Source organism: Actinomycetospora aurantiaca, assembly GCF_037401875.1.
Taxonomy (GTDB): domain Bacteria; phylum Actinomycetota; class Actinomycetes; order Mycobacteriales; family Pseudonocardiaceae; genus Actinomycetospora; species Actinomycetospora aurantiaca.
In genome coordinates this window covers 150,727-167,325 of sequence record NZ_JBBEGN010000002.1, presented here as the reverse complement: position 1 = coordinate 167,325, position 16,599 = coordinate 150,727, and the positions used below count along the sequence as shown (strand labels likewise).

The following is a 16,599-nucleotide window of genomic DNA, read 5'->3' as shown; positions in this document are numbered from 1 at the left end:
GTGTGCGGCGTCACCGGATCAGGCGGACGCGGCGGAGGCGTTCACGGTGCGGTCGAGGCCGCCCCACGCCAGGTCGGCGATCTCCTCGGTGATCACCTCGCGCGCGACCTCGGGCCGCGAGGTCAGCCAGTGGTCACCGACCGAGCGCACCATCCCGACGACCGCGTGCCCCCATGTCACCGAGGGGGCCGGATCGCGGCCCTGGCGGTGCAGCTCGGTGGAGATGATCCCGCCGACGTGGTCGCCGATGTAGGAAGTGAGGTCGCCCACGAAGTCGCCCTCGCCGGGCCCGACCGCGCGCTCCGAGCCCGGCGGGCGCATCACGTAGCGGTAGATGTCCGGGTCGCGCTCGATCAGCGTGAGGTAGGCGTCGATGCCCTCGCGGAGCATCTGCTCCGGCCGCCCGGCCGTCCGCATCGCCTCGGCGACCTGCCCGACGATCACGGCGCCCACGCGCTCGCACACCGCCTGGTAGAGGTCGAACTTGTCCGCGAAGTGGCGGTACACGACCGTCTTCGACGTCCGCGCCTGCGCCGCGACCTGGCTCATGCCCACGTCGGGCCCGAACTGGCGGATCGCGACGATCGTGGCGAGCGTCAGTTCCGTGCGCCGGGCGCGCCGGTGCTCGTCCCACCGGCTGGAACGTTTGTCGCGGCGCGGCGGAGGGGCAGTGCTCCCCTCACCACCGGCAGCACCGTCGGCCGACGAGGGTCGGCGACTGCCCCGCCCCTGCCCCTCGTCCTCGTGACGATGCGAACGACGACTCACGGCACCCACGGTACCTGCTACTTTCGGGTAACGAAGCCCAGTCCCCTGGAGGAACCCATGGCCAGCCCCCGTCGCGCGGCGGTCGTCGGCGCCAACCGCATCCCCTTCGCCCGCTCCAACGGAGCCTATGCCCGCGCCTCGAACCAGGACATGCTCACCGCGGCGCTCGACGGGCTCGTCGCCCGCTTCGGGCTGACCGAGGAGCGGATGGGGGAGGTCGTCGCCGGCGCCGTCCTCAAGCACAGCCGCGACTTCAACCTCACCCGCGAGGCCGTCCTCGGCTCCCGGCTGTCGGCCGCGACGCCGACCTACGACGTGCAGCAGGCGTGCGGGACCGGCCTCGAGGCCGCGATCCTGGTCGCCAACAAGATCGCGCTCGGCCAGATCGAGGTCGGCGTCGCGGGCGGTGTCGACACCACCTCCGACGCCCCGATCGCGGTGAACGACGACCTGCGCGAGGTCCTCCTGCAGGCCAACCGCGCGAAGTCGACCGCCGGCGTCGTCAAGGCCCTCGCCGGGCTGCGGCCCGGCCAGATCGTCCCGGAGATCCCGGCCAACCGGGAGCCGCGCACCGGCATGGCGATGGGCGAGCACGCCGCGATCACCGCCGCGCACTGGGGCATCGAGCGGACCGCGCAGGACGAGCTCACCGCGCTGTCGCACCAGAACCTCGCGAAGGCCTACGACGCCGGGTTCTTCGACGACCTCATGACGCCGTTCCTCGGCGTCACGAAGGACAACAACCTGCGCGCCGACTCGACCGTCGAGAAGCTCGGCAAGCTCAAGCCGGTCTTCTTCCCGGCCGGCGGGGACAAGACCGAGGCCACCATGACGGCGGGGAACTCGACCCCGCTGACCGACGGCGCGGCCACGGTCCTGCTGGCCAGCGACGAGTGGGCCGCCGAGCGCGGGCTGCCGGTCCTCGCGCACCTCGTGGACGCCGAGACCGCGGCCGTGGACTACGTCCACGGCGACGAGGGCCTGCTCATGGCCCCCGCCTACGCGGTGCCGCGGATGCTCGAGCGCAACGGCCTCACGCTGCAGGACTTCGACTTCTACGAGATCCACGAGGCCTTCGCGTCGACCGTGCTCGCCACGCTCGCCGCGTGGGAGAGCCCGCAGTTCTGCAAGGAGCGCCTGGGCCTCGACGCGCCGCTCGGCTCGATCGACCGCTCCAAGCTCAACGTCCACGGCAGCTCGCTCGCGGCCGGGCACCCGTTCGCCGCGACCGGCGCCCGGATCGTCCCCACCCTCGCGAAGACGCTCCACGCCAACGGCGGGGGTCGCGGGCTCATCTCCATCTGCGCGGCCGGCGGCCAGGGCGTCGTCGCCATCCTCGAGGCCTAGGAAGGACCGGGCAATGTCGCACGACTGGTACTCCGACTTCGTCAACTCGGGCGTCGGCAGGGCGATCGCCGGCAACGTCGGGCTCCCCCCGGTGCCGGTGCTGCGCCGCTGGGAACCGGGGCAGCCGCTGCTCTCCGGCGCCGCGCTGCTGGGCACCGCGACCGCGCACGGGCGGGTCGCGAAGGTCGTCCGGGCCGTGCTCGCCGACGCGGGCGTCGAGGTCCACGAGGACCCGGCCGCCCCGATCGGCGGCGGCTCGTCGTCGTCCAAGGTCGCCGCCGCGGTCGTGGACGCCACGGGGCTCTCCAGCCCCCGGGACCTCGCCGCGATCCAGCAGTTCCTCACCCCGTGCATGCGCCGGGTCGGTGCGTCCGGGCGCATCCTCGTGATCGGCGACGTGCCGGTCGAGGCCGAGCGCCCCGCCGTGCGCGCCGCACGCCGGTCCCTCGAGGGCCTGGTCCGGTCGGCGGCCAAGGAGGCCCGCTACGGCGCCACGGTCAACCTGATCCACGTCGCGGACGGCGCGGAGAACGACCTCGAGTCGACGCTGCGCTTCTTCCTGTCGAGCCGGTCAGCCTTCGTCGACGGCCAGCGCCTCGACGTGGGCACGGTGCCGGGCTACGCCGGGTCGTCCGCCGGGACCGACTGGGACCACCCGGTGCGCGGGAAGGTCGCGGTCGTCACCGGGGCGGCCCGCGGCATCGGCCGCACGGTGGCGCAGACCCTCGCGCGGGACGGCGCGACGGTCGTCGCGGTCGACGTGCCGTCGGCGGGCGACGCGCTCGCCCACACCGCGAACGACGTCGGCGGCACCGCGCTGCAGCTCGACATCACCTCCGACGGCGCCGGCGAGGCGATCCTGGAGCACTGCCGCCGCCACGGCGGGGTCGACATCGTCGTGCACAACGCCGGGATCACCCGCGACAAGCTGCTCGCGAACCAGGACGTCGACCGGTGGAACTCGGTCATCGACGTCAACCTGAACTCGCAGCTCGCGATCAACGACGTGCTGATCGCCTCGGGTGACGACGACGGGTTCCACCGCGGCGGGCGCATCGTCACCGTCTCCTCGATGGCGGGCATCGCGGGCAACCGCGGCCAGACCTCCTACGGCGCCTCGAAGGCCGGCGTCATCGGTCTGGTCGAGGCCACGGCCCCGCTGCTGGCCGCCAAGGACGCGACCATCAACGCCGTCGCACCCGGCTTCATCGAGACCGCCATGACCGCCGCGATGCCGGTCGGCACCCGCGAGGCGGGCCGGCGGCTGTCGTCGTTGACCCAGGGCGGCCTGCCGGTCGACGTCGCCGAGACGATCGCCTGGTTCGCCCAGGGCGCGTCCTACGCGATCAACGGCCAGGTGCTGCGCGTCGACGGCCAGAACTACCTGGGGGCGTAGTGGGGACCGAGACGCTGGACCGTGCCCCCACCCTCGGGGTGCTCTACGGCCGCGCGCTGCTCACGGCACGCTCGGGCGGTGACTCCCTGCCCGACCGCACGCTCGAGCTCGTCAACGCGACGATCGACGCGGACGCGGTGGCGGACTACGCGCACGTCTGCGGGTTCCGGGTCGGCGGCGAGCTGCCGATCACCTACCCGCACATGCTCGCGTTCCCGCTGCAGATGCGGCTGATGACCGACCGCGAGTTCCCGCTGCCCGCCCCGGGCATGGTGCACCTGCGCAACGTCATCACCCAGCAGCGCCCGCTCACCGTCGGCGAGCCGCTGGTGGTCCGGGTGCACGCCGAGCGGCTGGTGGCGCACCCGAAGGGCGCCCAGGTGGACCTGGTCTCCACCGTCGGCACGCCCGACGGCGGGTCGACCTGGCACTCGCGGTCGACCTACTTCGTGCGCGGCGCGTCCGCGGAGGAGGCCGAGGACACCGCCCCGCCCGAACCGGAGCCCCACGTCGGCGACCGGCCGCACGCGGTGTGGAAGGTCCCCGGCGACATCGGCCGCCGCTACGCCGCGGTGTCCGGCGACGTGAACCCGATCCACGTCAACTCGCTCGCCGCGAAGGCGTTCGGGATGCCGGGCACGATCGCGCACGGCATGTGGACCAAGGCGCGGGTCCTCGCCGCCCTGTCCGGGCGGGTCGACGAGGCCGTCACGGTGGACGCGGTCTTCCGCTCGCCGCTGCGGACCCCGTCGAGGGCCTTCCTGTACACCGCCGCCACGAAGGACGGCTGGGACGCCGCGTTGCGATCCGCGAAGGGCAAGGACCACGTCCTGCTGACGGTGCGTCCCGCGGCCTGACCGGCGTCCTCGCGCGAGGGGAACCCCCGGGCCGTCCGAGCGCCCGAGGGTTCCCCTCACGCGCGTTCGGGGCCGCCGAGATCGTTGCGGGATGGAAGGATGTCGGGGTGTCGCCGTCGACGAGCCGGACCCGCTCCATCCTGCTCGCGCTCGCGGTCCTGCTGATCGCGCTGAACCTGCGCCCGGCGGTGGTGGCGGTCTCCCCGCTGGTGGCCCAGATCCGGGCCGACCTCGGGATCTCGAGTGCCGTCGCCGGGCTGGTGACGACGCTGCCCGTCCTCTGCTTCGGCCTGCTCGCGCCGGTGGCGGGTCGCCTGGCGCGGCGGATCGGGCTGGAGACGACGCTGTGGGCCGCCCTGCTGGTGCTGACCGCCGGCATGCTGGTCCGGCTCGTGCCGACCCTGCCGCCCCTGTTGCTCGGCAGCCTGCTCGTCGGGGTCGCGATCGCCATCGGCAACACGCTGATGCCGGTCGTGGTGAAGCGGGACTTCCCGCACCGGACCGGCGCGATGACCGGGGCCTACTCGACGATGATCTCCGCGGGCGGGGCGCTGTCGGCCGCGGTCATGGTGCCGATCGAGCAGGCGACCGGGCTCGGCTGGCGGCCCGCGCTCGCGCTGTGGGCGATCGGCGCGGTCCTCGCCGTCGCGGCGTGGTCGCCGTGGGTGCTGCGTGCGCGCCGGGCGGCCGCCGCCGCCCCGGCCGCACCGCGACCCGCGCCGGTCCGGGGCCTGTGGGGCTCGCCGCTGGCCTGGCAGGTGACCCTGCTGATGGGCCTGCAGTCGCTGCAGTTCTACTCGTTCACGGCGTGGGCCCCGACGCTGTTCGTCGAACGCGGGCGCACCCCCGCCGAGGCCGGTCTGCTCCTCTCGGTGACCGGGCTCGCCTCGCTGGTGACCTCGGCGCTCACCCCGGTCCTCGCGACCCGCCGGCCGACCCAGTTCCACCTCGTGGGCCTGCTGGTCGCCCTGTGGGTCGTCGGCTACCTGGGCCTGCTGCTCGCCCCCGACGGGTCCGCGCCGGTGTGGATGGTGCTGATCGGTCTCGGCCAGGGCGTGGGCATCTCGCTGGGCCTGACCCTGATCACGCTGCGCTCCCCGGACGCCGCCCACACCTCGGAGCTGTCCGGCATGGCCCAGGGCGTGGGGTACGTCGTGGCCGCGGCCGGCCCGTTCGCGCTCGGCGCCGTCCGGGACGCCACCGGCGGGTGGACCTGGCCGGTGGTCACGCTGCTGGTGCTGCTCGTCCCGTTGGCCCTGGCCGGCTTCGGCGCCGCCCGGGACCGGCACGTGGGTCCGCCCGCCCAGGTCCCCGCCCGGGCGACCACCGGGTGAGGGCGAGGTTCGCCCGCCGTTTACCCGCCGTGCCCGGTCCGTCCGTGATCAGTGCATAACGTCCGGTTCACCACCACGCTCGGACGACCCGGGAGTTCCGCCACGTGAACCGCCGTCTCCTGCCCCTGCTCACCCCCCGCGCCACGCACCGCCGCTCGGCCACGCACTGCCGCTACAAGTGCGGCGACGCCTGCGACGCCCCGGTGCGCAACCGCAGCGCCAACCCGACGTTCCGGGAGGTCGTCGCCGGCACGGTGAGCCGCCGCAGCGTCCTGTCGGCCGGCCTGGTGCTGGGGGCCTCCGGTGCCCTGGCGGCCTGCGGCGGGTCGGGCGGGGGCGGCGCGGCCGCGGCACCGACCTCGTCGTCGGCCCCCGTCCCGCCGTCGCCCGGCCTCGGGTTCGCGGCCGTGGCGCCGAACACCGCGGACGCGGTGACCGTGCCGGAGGGCTACTCCCAGCAGGTGCTGATCCGCTGGGGGGACCCGGTGGTCACGGGGGCGCCCGCCTTCGACGTCGCGAACCAGACCGCCGACAAGCAGGCCCAGCAGTTCGGGTTCAACAACGACTTCCTCACCGTGATCCCGATCCCGGGGGACAGCTCGCGGGCGGTGATGGTCGCCAACCACGAGTACACGACCGAGCCGTTCATGCACCTCGGCTACGACCCGAAGGCGCCCACGCCCGAGCAGATCCGCATCGGCATGGCCGCGCACGGGATGAGCGTCGTCGCGGTCGCGCTCGACCCGTCGTCGGGACGGCCGACGGGAGTCCTCCAGGACCCGCTGAACCGCCGCGTCACCGCCACCACGGCCTTCACGCTGACCGGTCCCGTGGCCGGCGACCCGCTGGTCCGCACGAGCGCCGACCCCGAGGGCCGGACCGTGCTGGGCACGCTGAACAACTGCGCGGGCGGCACGACCCCGTGGTCGACCGTGCTCTCCGGCGAGGAGAACATCGACCAGTACTTCGCGAACGGCGCGGCCGTCGCGGACCCGGTCCTCAAGGCGCGCTACGAGCGGCTCGGGCTCGACGGCGAGGCCAGCGAGCGCCTGTGGGAGACCGCGGATCCCCGCTTCGACCTGCTCCGCGAGCCGAACGAGGCGCACCGCTTCGGCTGGGTGGTGGAGCTCGACCCGTTCGACCCGGCCTCGGCGCCCCGCAAGCACACCGCGCTCGGCCGCTTCAAGCACGAGGGCGCAACGGTCCGGACGATGCCCGACGGCACCACCGTCGCGTACATGGGCGACGACGAGCGCTTCGAGTACGCCTACAAGTTCGTCTCCTCCGCGAAGGCCCGCCCCGGGACCGCGCCCGCCGACCGGGCGTTCAACCAGACGCTGCTCGACCAGGGCACGCTCTTCGTGGCCACCTTCACCGGCGAGCCGACCGAGGGTGGCGGATCCGGGGGGCGCGGCGAGTGGCGCCCGCTGGTCGAGTCGCTGCCCGACGGCACGGCCCGCTCGTTCGTCCCGGGGTTCTCCGGGACCGAGGTGCTGCTGTTCACCCGGCAGGCCGCCGACGTCGTGGGCGCCACCAAGATGGACCGCCCCGAGGACGTCGAGCCGCACCCGACGACGGGCGCGGTGTACATGGCACTGACCAACAACGACGAGCGCGGGGTCGAGCCGGGGGCACCGGGTCCGGACGCCGCCAACCCGCGGCCCGACAACACCAACGGCCAGGTGCTGGAGCTGATCGAGGACGGGTCCGACCCGGCTGCGCGCACGTTCGCGTGGTCGCTGCTGCTGGTCTGCGGTGACCCGGCCGCGGCCGACACGTACTTCGCCGGGTTCGCGAAGGACCAGGTCAGCCCGATCTCGTGCCCGGACAACGTCGCGTTCGACCCCACCCACGGGAACCTGTGGATCTCCACCGACGGCAACGCGCTCGACTCCAACGACGGGCTGTTCGCGGTGTCGCTGGGCGGGGCCGACCGCGGCCGGGTCAAGCAGTTCCTGACGGTGCCCAAGGGTGCGGAGACCTGCGGACCGGTGATCATGCGCAACTGCGCCATGGTGTCCGTGCAGCACCCCGGTGAGGCCGACGACGCCTCGCTCGACCGCCCGGTCTCGCACTGGCCCGACGGCGGGTCGAGCCCGGCCCGACCCGCCGTCGTCGTGGTGTGGCGCACCGACGGAGGTGCCCTCGGCTCGTGATGTGGCTGCGCCAGGTGAGCACTTTCCCGTGCTGGAGCACGGGAAAGTGCTCACCTGCGCGTCAGCGCACAGCCACGAGCGCCTTGCCGGTGTTCTCGCCGCGCAGCAGTCCGAGGAACGCGTCGACGGCGTGGTCGACGCCCTCGGTCACGGTCTCCGCGAACGTGACGCGGCCCTCGGCCACCCACGGCGTGACCTCCTCGAGGAACGCCGGGAAGCGGTCGAGGGAGTCCGTGACGATGAACCCCTGGATGGCGAGCCGCTTCTTGACGATCTTGAAGAGGTTGCGGGGGCCCGGCGTGGGGTCGGTGTCGGTGTCGTTGTAGTGCGCGATCGCCCCGCAGGCCGCGACCCGGGCGTGGTCGTTCGCGACGTCGATGGCGGCCTCGAGGTGCTCCGACCCGACGTTGTCGAAGTACACGTCCAGGCCGTCGGGCATCGCCTTCGCGAGCTGCTCGGCGACCGGTGCGTCCTTGTAGTTGAAGGCGGCGTCGTAGCCCAGCTCGCCGGTCAGCCAGGCGACCTTCCCGGCCGAGCCGGCGCTGCCGACCACCCTCGACGCGCCCTTCTGCTTCGCGATCTGCCCGACGAGGCTGCCGACCGCGCCGGCCGCGCCGGAGACGAAGACGGCGTCGCCGGACCGGAAGCCGGCCACGTCCAGCAGCCCGACCCAGGCCGTCAGGCCGGGAGCACCGAGGACCCCCAGGTAGGCCCGCGGGTCGACGCCGTCGACGTCCGGGACCTTCTGCAGGTGCCGCGCCTTCGACAGGCCGTGGTCACGCCAGGCCAGGTTGGCGAGGACGAGGTCGCCGACCGCGACGTCGGTCACGTCCGGTCCGACGGCGGTGACCTCCCCGACCGACCGTCCGTCCATGGCCTCGTCCAGGCGGAACGGCGGGACGTAGGACGGCACGTCGTTCATCCGGCCGCGCATGTAGGGGTCGACGGAGAAGGAGCGGTTCGCGACCTCGACCTCACCGGGGCCGGGAGCCGGCAGCTCGCGTTCGACGAGCGCGAAGTCGTCGGGCGACGGGAAGCCCTGCGGGCGGCGGGCCAGGTGGACCTCGTGTGCGGTGGTCATGTCCCGACGGTTACCCCCGACGACGGCCGTGTGTCATCCGGGGGCGACGGGGAACACCCGGCGCGGGCGAGGGGTTGAGTCGGAGCCGCTCACACCCGTGGTCGGCAGCGCGGGAGACCTGAGTCTCCCCGGCTCAGGAATGAATCCCGCCCGACGATTGCTGAGTCCCACGACAGCCGCCGCAGGCCACCGGCCGCAGGCGGCAGGACCCTTCAGGAAAGGTACGCATGACCAGCGCATTCGGTCCCGGCGGCCCCGGGTCCGGCCAGTTCGACGACTTCCTGGCGCGGTTCCTCGGCGGCTCGCCGCGGGGCGCCCAGCGCATCGACATCACGGCCCTCATGACCGAGCAGGCCCGCGGTCTCGTCGGGACCGCCGCGGCCCAGGCCGCCGAGCGGGGCAACACCGACCTCGACGCCTGGCACCTGCTCATCGCCGGTCTCCAGGTCGCGCCGCTGCGTGCCCTGATCGAGGGCACGGGCGCCGACGCCGACGAGCTCGCCCGGTACGCCGACGGCCAGCTCCCCCGCGGTGAGGCCACCGGCCAGCCGCCGTCGCTCACGCCGACGGCGAAGCGGACGCTGCTCGACGCCCACCAGATCTCCCGGGCGCTGGGCGCGAGCTACATCGGGCCGGAGCACATCGTGCTGGCCCTCGCCGCGAACCCCGACTCCCCCACCGGCAAGGCCATGCAGTCGCGTGGCGTCGACCCGCAGTCGCTGCAGCGCAGCGCCTCGACCGGTGGCCGTCCGACGGCCGGCGGCGGCAACGCCCCGGCCGGGGACTCCGACACCCCGACGATCGACCAGTTCGGCGTCGACCTGACCGCCAAGGCCCGCGCGGGCGAGCTGGACCCGGTCATCGGCCGCCAGGACGAGGTCGACCAGACCCTCGAGGTCCTCTCCCGGCGCACCAAGAACAACCCGGTGCTCATCGGCGAGGCCGGCGTCGGCAAGACCGCCGTCGTCGAGGGCATCGCCCAGCGCATCGTCTCCGGCGAGGTCCCCGAGCAGCTCGAGGGCAAGCGCATCGTCCAGCTCGACCTCACCGGCATGGTCGCGGGCACCCGCTACCGCGGTGACTTCGAGGAGCGGATGACGAAGCTGGTCGCCGAGATCCGCGAGCACTCCGACTCCCTGATCGTCTTCATCGACGAGCTGCACACCATGGTCGGGGCCGGCGGCTCCGGCGAGGGTGGCGGCATGGACGCCGGCAACATCCTCAAGCCGGCCCTGGCCCGCGGCGAGCTGCACATCGTCGGCGCCACGACGCTCGACGAGTACCGGCAGTCGATCGAGAAGGACGCCGCGCTCGAGCGGCGCTTCCAGCCGGTCATGGTGCCCGAGCCCAGCGTCGGAGACACGATCGCGATCCTGCACGGGCTGCGCGACCGCTACGAGGCGCACCACCAGGTCCGCTTCACCGACGAGGCCCTGACGGCGGCCGCGGAGCTCTCCGAGCGCTACGTCACCGACCGCTTCCTGCCCGACAAGGCCATCGACCTCGTCGACCAGGCGGGCGCCCGGAAGCGGCTGCGCTCGAAGGCGCCGCACACCGACACGCGCGAGCTGGAGCGGCGGCTCGAGTCGCTGCAGCGCGACAAGGACCAGGCCGTCGCCGACGAGGACTACGAGCGCGCGGGCGCCCTGCGCGACGAGGTCGCCACGGCGTCGAAGGCGCTGGAGGAGGCCCGCCACGAGCGCACGTCCGGCCAGCCCGGTGTGCTCTCGGTCGACGTCGACGACATCGCCGAGGTCGTGTCCCGCTCGACCGGCATCCCGGTCGCGCAGCTGACCGAGACCGAGCGGTCGCGCCTGCTCGGGCTGGAGGCCCAGCTCCACGAGCGGGTCGTCGGCCAGGACGACGCCGTCCGCGCCGTCGCCGAGGCGGTCCGCCGCTCGCGCGCCGGCCTGGGCGACCCCGACCGGCCGATCGGCAGCTTCCTGTTCCTCGGCCCCACCGGCGTCGGCAAGACCGAGCTCGCCAAGGCCCTCGCGGCCGCGATGTTCGGCGACGAGGACCGCATGGTCCGCGTCGACATGAGCGAGTTCTCCGAGCGCCACACCGTGTCGCGGCTGGTGGGTTCGCCCCCCGGGTACGTCGGCTACGGCGAGGCCGGGCAGCTGACGGAGGAGATCCGTCGTCGTCCGTACTCGGTGGTCCTGCTCGACGAGATGGAGAAGGCCCACCCCGACGTCTTCAACACGCTGCTCCAGGTGCTCGACGACGGGCGGCTGACCGACTCGCAGGGCCGCACGGTCGACTTCCGCAACACGGTGCTGATCATGACCAGCAACGTGGGCTCGGAGCTCATCACGACGAACACGCAGGCCCTGGGCTTCGCACCCTCGGGCGTGAACCCGGACCAGTCCCTGCAGGAGCGGCTGATGCCGCGGCTGCGGGAGTCGTTCCGGCCGGAGTTCCTCAACCGGATCGACGAGGTGATCGTCTTCAAGCGGCTCGACCAGGCCCAGCTGCGGACCATCACCGACCTGCTGCTCTCCGAGACCCGCGAGCGGCTGGCGGCCCTCGAGGTCGAGATCGAGTTCGCCACCGAGGCGGTGGACTGGCTCTCCGAGCACGGCTACCAGCCCGAGTTCGGGGCGCGGCCGCTGCGCCGGACCATCCAGCGCGAGGTCGGCAACCAGCTCTCGGCGATGCTGCTCGGCGACGAGCTCTCGGCGGGTGACCGGGTGCGCGTCGGGGTGTCCGACGACGGTCTGACCTTCACGGTGGACCAGCGCACGGCGGTCTGATCGCGCGGACGACCAGAAGGGCCCTCCGGTGGGAGGCCCTTCTGCATGTCCGGTGATCTTCACGCGGAATCGGGGTATCCGGTCCCCAGCACCCGGGAGAGGGGAACGCCATGAGCGCCGACGTCGGTGACCGGATCACCCTGCACGCGAACGCGGTGGACACCCCGGACCGCACGGGCACGATCGTCGGGATCCTCGGGACCGACGGGCCGCCCTACCGGGTCCGCTTCGACAACGGCGACGAGACGATCCTGACGCCGGGTCCGGACGCGACGATCGCGGCGCCCTCGGTCTCCGAGCGCGTCGAGCAGGTCGCCGGGAAGGCCGGCGAGAAGGCCTCCGAGCTGGCCGGCGAGGCCCGGGCGACCGCGGAGGACGTCACCGGGAAGGCCGCCCGCGCCGTGGCCGACACGGCGTCCAGGATCGCGGAGCGCTTCCAGAAGTAGCGCCGCCGTCCCGAGCGAAGGGCCCCTCCGGTCGAGTAGATCGACCGGAGGGGCCCTTCGCTCGTTCCCGGGTGGCCGCGCGTCAGACCCGGCGCGCCGTCGAGGCGCCGCTCGGGAGGAACAGCGAGCCGCGCTCGAAGTCCTGGCGGACGCCACCGCTGACCGCGTACTGGTCCGAGCGCGGGTAGCCGTAGGCCGAGCGCTCCGAGCCGGCGGCCGTCCACGTGGAGAGGATCGCGCCGCGCACCGGCCAGGCGCCGGTCTGCGGCGTCCAGTAGATCGAGCCCGTGGCGAACTGGTTGTACCGGCCGCGCCCGTCCGGGGCGGTCCGCTCGTCGGTGCGCGGCAGGCCGATCGGCGAGGACGCCGCCCCGACCGCGTCGTACCGCTTGTTGATCTCTCCGATCACCGACCACGCACCCGTCGTCGAGGACCAGTAGACCGACCCGTTCGAGCCGGAGAACCGCGTGACGCGGGCGCCCTGCCCGGTCGGGCCCTCCACCACGGACGGCTCGCCCAGCACGCCGCGCATCGCGAGCCACTTCGTCCGGATCGGGTTCGTCGCGAGGTTCCCGACGAGGGCGGCCGTGCGGTCGCGGATCGCCGGCATGGACTTCACGCCGGTGTTGCCCGGGCACTCGGTGGCGCCGACGTCACGGTGCGCGAACACCGTCGGCAGGGTGACCGTGCGACCGGCCGGGTACTTCGACGTGCCGCCGCCGGCGCTGGTCAGCGTGACGGTCGCCTTCGGGTCGCGGTAGAGCCCGCCGAGCTTGTACGCGGCGAGCTTCGCGGTCGCCTCCAGCTGGGCCGCGGGCGGGGCCACCGAGGTGAAGTCGCCCATCATCCCGATGCCGAACGTCTCGCGGTTGAAGCCGCCGGCGTGCGCGGCGATCACGGGGCGCTCGAGGCCGCCCTTGCGGCCCTCGAACACGGTGCCGAAGCGGTCGACCAGCACGTTGTAGCCGATGTCGCCCCAGCCCAGCGTCTTCGCGTGGTAGGCGTAGATGCCGCGGACGATGGCCGCGGAGTCGGCCGCGGTGTAGGCGTTCGTGCCGGCCGTGTGGTGGATCGTCACCGCCCGCACCGTCGGGGTGTACTCCGGCGGCCAGGTCATCAGCTTCTCGTCCGCGCCCCACTGCGCGCGCGTGACGACCTTGGGCAGGCCCGGGCTGCTCGTCGACGCGGCGGTCGCGCGGGCGTCGTTGGAGGTCGTCGCCGGGTCGATGGAGGTCAGGGCCACGCGCTGGGTGGCCGGGGCGCCGTCGTCGACCGCCCGCACCTGCACCTCGCGGCTGTCGGCGACCCACACCGGCTCGCTGCTCGCGAATGCGGCCCGGCGGCCGTCGCGCTCGGCGTCGACCGGGTCCACCCGCGTCCAGGCGCCGAAGGCGCCGTTCGCGAGGCGGCTGCGGAGCTCGATGAGGTCGGGCGTCGGCCCGGTCCAGCTCACGGCGACCAGCTTGAGCGGGTCGGGGCTGGAGGCCTGGCGGGCGTTCCCGGAGTCCGGCGACGGCGCCGGGGCACCGAGCGCCTCGCGCTCGACCTTCGGCTCGACGGCGCGGGCGGCCGGCAGCGCCGCGACCGGTGGCGGGTCGCCCGCCGTCGTGATCGGCGCCGGAGCGGCCACCGCCTGGCCCCCGACCACCGCCGTCCCCACCGCCATCGCGAGCGCGACCGGCGCCGCGACCAGCCCGACCCGACGCCACCTGCTGTTCGACCGCATGATCCTCCCCCGACGGAACTGACGGCTTCAGCGATCACGGGGCGCCGGTCGTTACAGTGCCGACCCGAAGGAGCGAGGCAGCCGGACCGGGTGCCACCCGGACAGCCCATCGGATCGGCCGCCTGTTGACCTAGGGTCACCGACATGGACGAAGACCTCAGCCTCCGTCACCACGTCCGCAGCCAGTACGGCCGCCCGGTGTCGGTCGGCGACATCCTCTCGTTCCTGGACTACCGGGTGAACGAGCTGTACGCCGCGATCCTCGAGCCCGAGCGCCACGGCTCGCGGGTACCGGGCTCGCCGGTGCGCATGTCCGGGCTGGACGCCGTGCTCAACACCGACGCGACCGCCTTCCGGACGCTGACCGAGCTCGGCGAGCGTCTCGACCGCGTGGAGTCCAAGCTCGACCGGCTCCTCGAGCGCCTCCCGGAGCGCTAACGGGGGGCGAGCTCCGCCCGCACCGGCGCCGCCGGCAGCGTCACCGTCGTCCGCGTGTCCCCCGGCACGCTCGTGACCTCGACGGTGCCGCCGTGCTCGGCGACCACCGCGGCGACGATCGAGAGTCCGAGCCCGGTGGACCCGGTCGTGCGCGCCCGGCCCGCGTCGCCCCGGGCGAACCGTTCCAGCACGTGCGGGAGGAGATCGGGCGCGATGCCCGGCCCGTCGTCGCGGACCACCAGCCGCACCCGGTCGTCGACGCGCGTGAGCTCGACGACGACGTCCGTCCCCTCCGGCGTGTGGGTCCGCGCGTTCGCCAGCAGGTTCGCCACCACCTGGTGCAGCCGCTCCGGGTCCCCGACGACGAGCACGTCCCCGGCGGCCTCGTCGGGCTCGTCGTCGGGCAGGTCCAGCGTCCAGTGGTGCCCGGGCGCGGCCGCGTGGGCGTCGGAGACCGCGTCGACGACCAGGCGCACCAGGTCGACGGTCTCCCGGGCGAGCGGGCGGCCCGCGTCGAGCCGGGCGAGCAGCAGCAGGTCCTCGACCAGCAGCGTCATGCGCTCGGTCTGGGAGCCCACCCGCTCGAGCATCGCGCCCACCTCGGGCGGCATCTCGTGGGTGCGGCGGCCCGCCAGCTCCGAGTACCCGCGGATCGCCGCGAGCGGGGTGCGCAGCTCGTGGGAGGCATCCGCCACGAACCGCCGCACCCGGGTCTCGGACTCCTGGCGCGCCGCGAGGGACCGGGCCACGTGGTCGAGCATCCGGTTGAACGCGACGCCGACCTGCCCGATCTCCGTCCGCGGATCCGCGTCGGCCTCGGGGACCCGGTCCTCCAGCTGGACCTCGCCGCGCTCGAGCGGGAGCTCCGAGACGCGCCGGGCGGTCGCCGACACCCGGTGCAGGGGGCGCAGCGTCGTGCGGGTCGCGACCGCCGCCACGATCCCCGCCACCAGCACCCCGCCCGCGAAGATGATCGTCTCGTTGAGCGCCAGCCGCCCGACCGTCGCGTCCATCCGGTCCGTCGAGACCCCGACCGCGACCACGGAGCCGTCGGCGGCCGTCCGGGCGGCGACGCGGTAGCTGCCCCCGAGCTGCGGCAGCTCGACGGTCGTGACGTCAGGTGGTCCCTCGTCGTCCCTGTCGTCGTCGGGGGTCACCGCGAGGACCGGTGCCACCGCGGACGGCGGCAACGGCGCGTCGGTGCCGCGGAACCCGAGCGAGACCGCGGACGCGACGGTGCCCCCCGTGCTGCGCACCTCGATCCGGCCCTGGGGCGTGTCGCCACCACCGAAGCCGCCCCCGGCGTCGGGCGGTGGCGGACGCCGACCGCCGACCGGTGTCGGACCGGACGCGCCCTGCAGCAGGCCGACGACCTCGCCGTCGAGCTGCTGGGTCAGGTAGTGCCGCAGCGACAGCGCCGCGCCCACCCCCACCACCGCGCAGACGACGACCAGGAGCACGACGGTCGTCAGGACGATCCTCGCCTGCAGCGAGCGCATGAACCGCACGGTGTCACCCGGCGGGCTTGAGCACGTACCCGGCCCCGCGCACCGTGTGGATCATCGGGGCGCGGCCGGCGTCGATCTTCTTGCGCAGGTAGGAGATGTAGAGCTCGACGATGTTGGACTGGCCGCCGAAGTCGTAGTTCCACACGCGGTCGAGGATCTGCGCCTTGGACAGCACGCGGCGCGGGTTGCGCATGAGGAAGCGCAGCAGCTCGAACTCGGTCGCGGTCAGGTCGATCTGCGCGCCGCCGCGGAACACCTCGTGGGAGTCCTCGTCCAGGGTGAGGTCCCCGACGACGAGGCCGGCGTCGCCCCGCACGGCGGTCGCGACGGCCGCGCGGCGCAGCAGGCCGCGCAGCCGGGCCACGACCTCCTCGAGGCTGAACGGCTTCGTCACGTAGTCGTCGCCGCCCGCGGTGATCCCGGCGACGCGGTCCTCGACGGCGTCGCGGGCGGTGAGGAACAGGACCGGCACGTCCGGGTTGTCGGCGCGCAGCCGGCGCAGCACCTCGAACCCGTCGATGTCGGGCAGCATGACGTCGAGCACGACCACGTCGGGGCGGAACTCCCGGCCCTGGGTGACCGCGTTCTGGCCGTCGACCGCGGACCGGACGTCCCAGCCCTCGTAGCGCAGCGCCATCGAGAGCAGGTCGGCCAGCGTCGGCTCGTCGTCGACGACCAGGGCGCGGACCGGGCTGCCGTCGGGTCGCCGGAGCTCGGCGCGGACTGCTGCGTTCATGACGCCCACGATGACACCGCCCGATTCGCCCGAGCTGGGCGAACCCTGTG

Annotated in this window: 13 protein-coding genes; 8 read left to right on the top strand and 5 right to left on the bottom strand. The window is 73.8% G+C overall.

Annotated elements, in window-relative coordinates; all coding sequences use genetic code 11:
* Positions 1–18: 18 nt before the first annotated feature.
* Positions 19–768, bottom strand: coding sequence for a TetR family transcriptional regulator (locus tag WCD74_RS05330; protein ID WP_337693799.1), 750 nt, complete (start codon positions 766–768; stop codon positions 19–21).
* Positions 769–825: 57 nt separating this feature from the next.
* On the opposite strand from WCD74_RS05330, the gene WCD74_RS05325 reads away from it, so the two are divergent.
* From WCD74_RS05325 to WCD74_RS05305, 5 genes are all read left to right on the top strand, one after another.
* Positions 826–2,115 (top strand): acetyl-CoA C-acetyltransferase, encoded by a 1,290-nt coding sequence (locus tag WCD74_RS05325; protein ID WP_337693798.1) that lies wholly within the window; start codon positions 826–828, stop codon positions 2,113–2,115.
* Between the two features lie 13 nt (positions 2,116–2,128).
* Positions 2,129–3,511: a 3-oxoacyl-ACP reductase gene (locus WCD74_RS05320; RefSeq protein ID WP_337693797.1), complete on the top strand. Its 1,383-nt coding sequence runs from the start codon at positions 2,129–2,131 to the stop codon at positions 3,509–3,511.
* Positions 3,511–4,368, top strand: coding sequence for a MaoC/PaaZ C-terminal domain-containing protein (locus tag WCD74_RS05315; protein ID WP_337693796.1), 858 nt, complete (start codon positions 3,511–3,513; stop codon positions 4,366–4,368). The genes WCD74_RS05320 and WCD74_RS05315 overlap by 1 nt, the downstream gene beginning before the upstream one ends.
* A 107-nt stretch (positions 4,369–4,475) precedes the next feature.
* Positions 4,476–5,702: a CynX/NimT family MFS transporter gene (locus WCD74_RS05310; RefSeq protein WP_337693795.1), complete on the top strand. Its 1,227-nt coding sequence runs from the start codon at positions 4,476–4,478 to the stop codon at positions 5,700–5,702.
* Positions 5,703–5,806: 104 nt separating this feature from the next.
* A complete protein-coding gene (locus WCD74_RS05305; protein WP_337693794.1) occupies positions 5,807–7,858 on the top strand; it encodes a PhoX family protein in 2,052 nt (683 codons plus the stop codon).
* Positions 7,859–7,919: 61 nt separating this feature from the next.
* On the opposite strand, the gene WCD74_RS05300 is transcribed toward WCD74_RS05305, so the two are convergent.
* Positions 7,920–8,939, bottom strand: coding sequence for an NADP-dependent oxidoreductase (locus WCD74_RS05300; RefSeq protein ID WP_337693793.1), 1,020 nt, complete (start codon positions 8,937–8,939; stop codon positions 7,920–7,922).
* A 227-nt stretch (positions 8,940–9,166) separates the two neighbouring features.
* Between WCD74_RS05300 and WCD74_RS05295 the strand changes: the two genes are divergently transcribed.
* Entirely contained in the window at positions 9,167–11,695 is a 2,529-nt protein-coding gene (locus WCD74_RS05295; RefSeq protein WP_337693792.1) for an ATP-dependent Clp protease ATP-binding subunit, read from the top strand.
* A 110-nt stretch (positions 11,696–11,805) separates the two neighbouring features.
* Positions 11,806–12,141, top strand: coding sequence for a DUF1918 domain-containing protein (locus tag WCD74_RS05290; protein ID WP_337693791.1), 336 nt, complete (start codon positions 11,806–11,808; stop codon positions 12,139–12,141).
* An 82-nt stretch (positions 12,142–12,223) separates the two neighbouring features.
* Here WCD74_RS05290 and WCD74_RS05285 read toward each other — a convergent pair whose 3' ends face one another.
* Positions 12,224–13,867, bottom strand: a complete 1,644-nt coding sequence (locus WCD74_RS05285) for an N-acetylmuramoyl-L-alanine amidase (RefSeq protein WP_337693790.1) — start codon at positions 13,865–13,867, stop codon at positions 12,224–12,226.
* Positions 13,868–14,011: 144 nt separating this feature from the next.
* Here WCD74_RS05285 and WCD74_RS05280 point away from each other — a divergent pair, with 144 nt between their 5' ends.
* Positions 14,012–14,305 (top strand): hypothetical protein, encoded by a 294-nt coding sequence (locus tag WCD74_RS05280; RefSeq protein ID WP_337693789.1) that lies wholly within the window; start codon positions 14,012–14,014, stop codon positions 14,303–14,305.
* Here the strand turns inward: WCD74_RS05280 and WCD74_RS05275 are convergent.
* Positions 14,302–15,804, bottom strand: a complete 1,503-nt coding sequence (locus tag WCD74_RS05275; RefSeq protein ID WP_337693788.1) for a sensor histidine kinase — start codon at positions 15,802–15,804, stop codon at positions 14,302–14,304. The two genes, WCD74_RS05280 and WCD74_RS05275, sit on opposite strands and share 4 nt — an antisense overlap.
* 13 nt (positions 15,805–15,817) lie before the next feature.
* Positions 15,818–16,549, bottom strand: a complete 732-nt coding sequence (locus tag WCD74_RS05270) for a response regulator transcription factor (protein ID WP_337693787.1) — start codon at positions 16,547–16,549, stop codon at positions 15,818–15,820.
* Between the last annotated feature and the right edge of the window lie 50 nt (positions 16,550–16,599).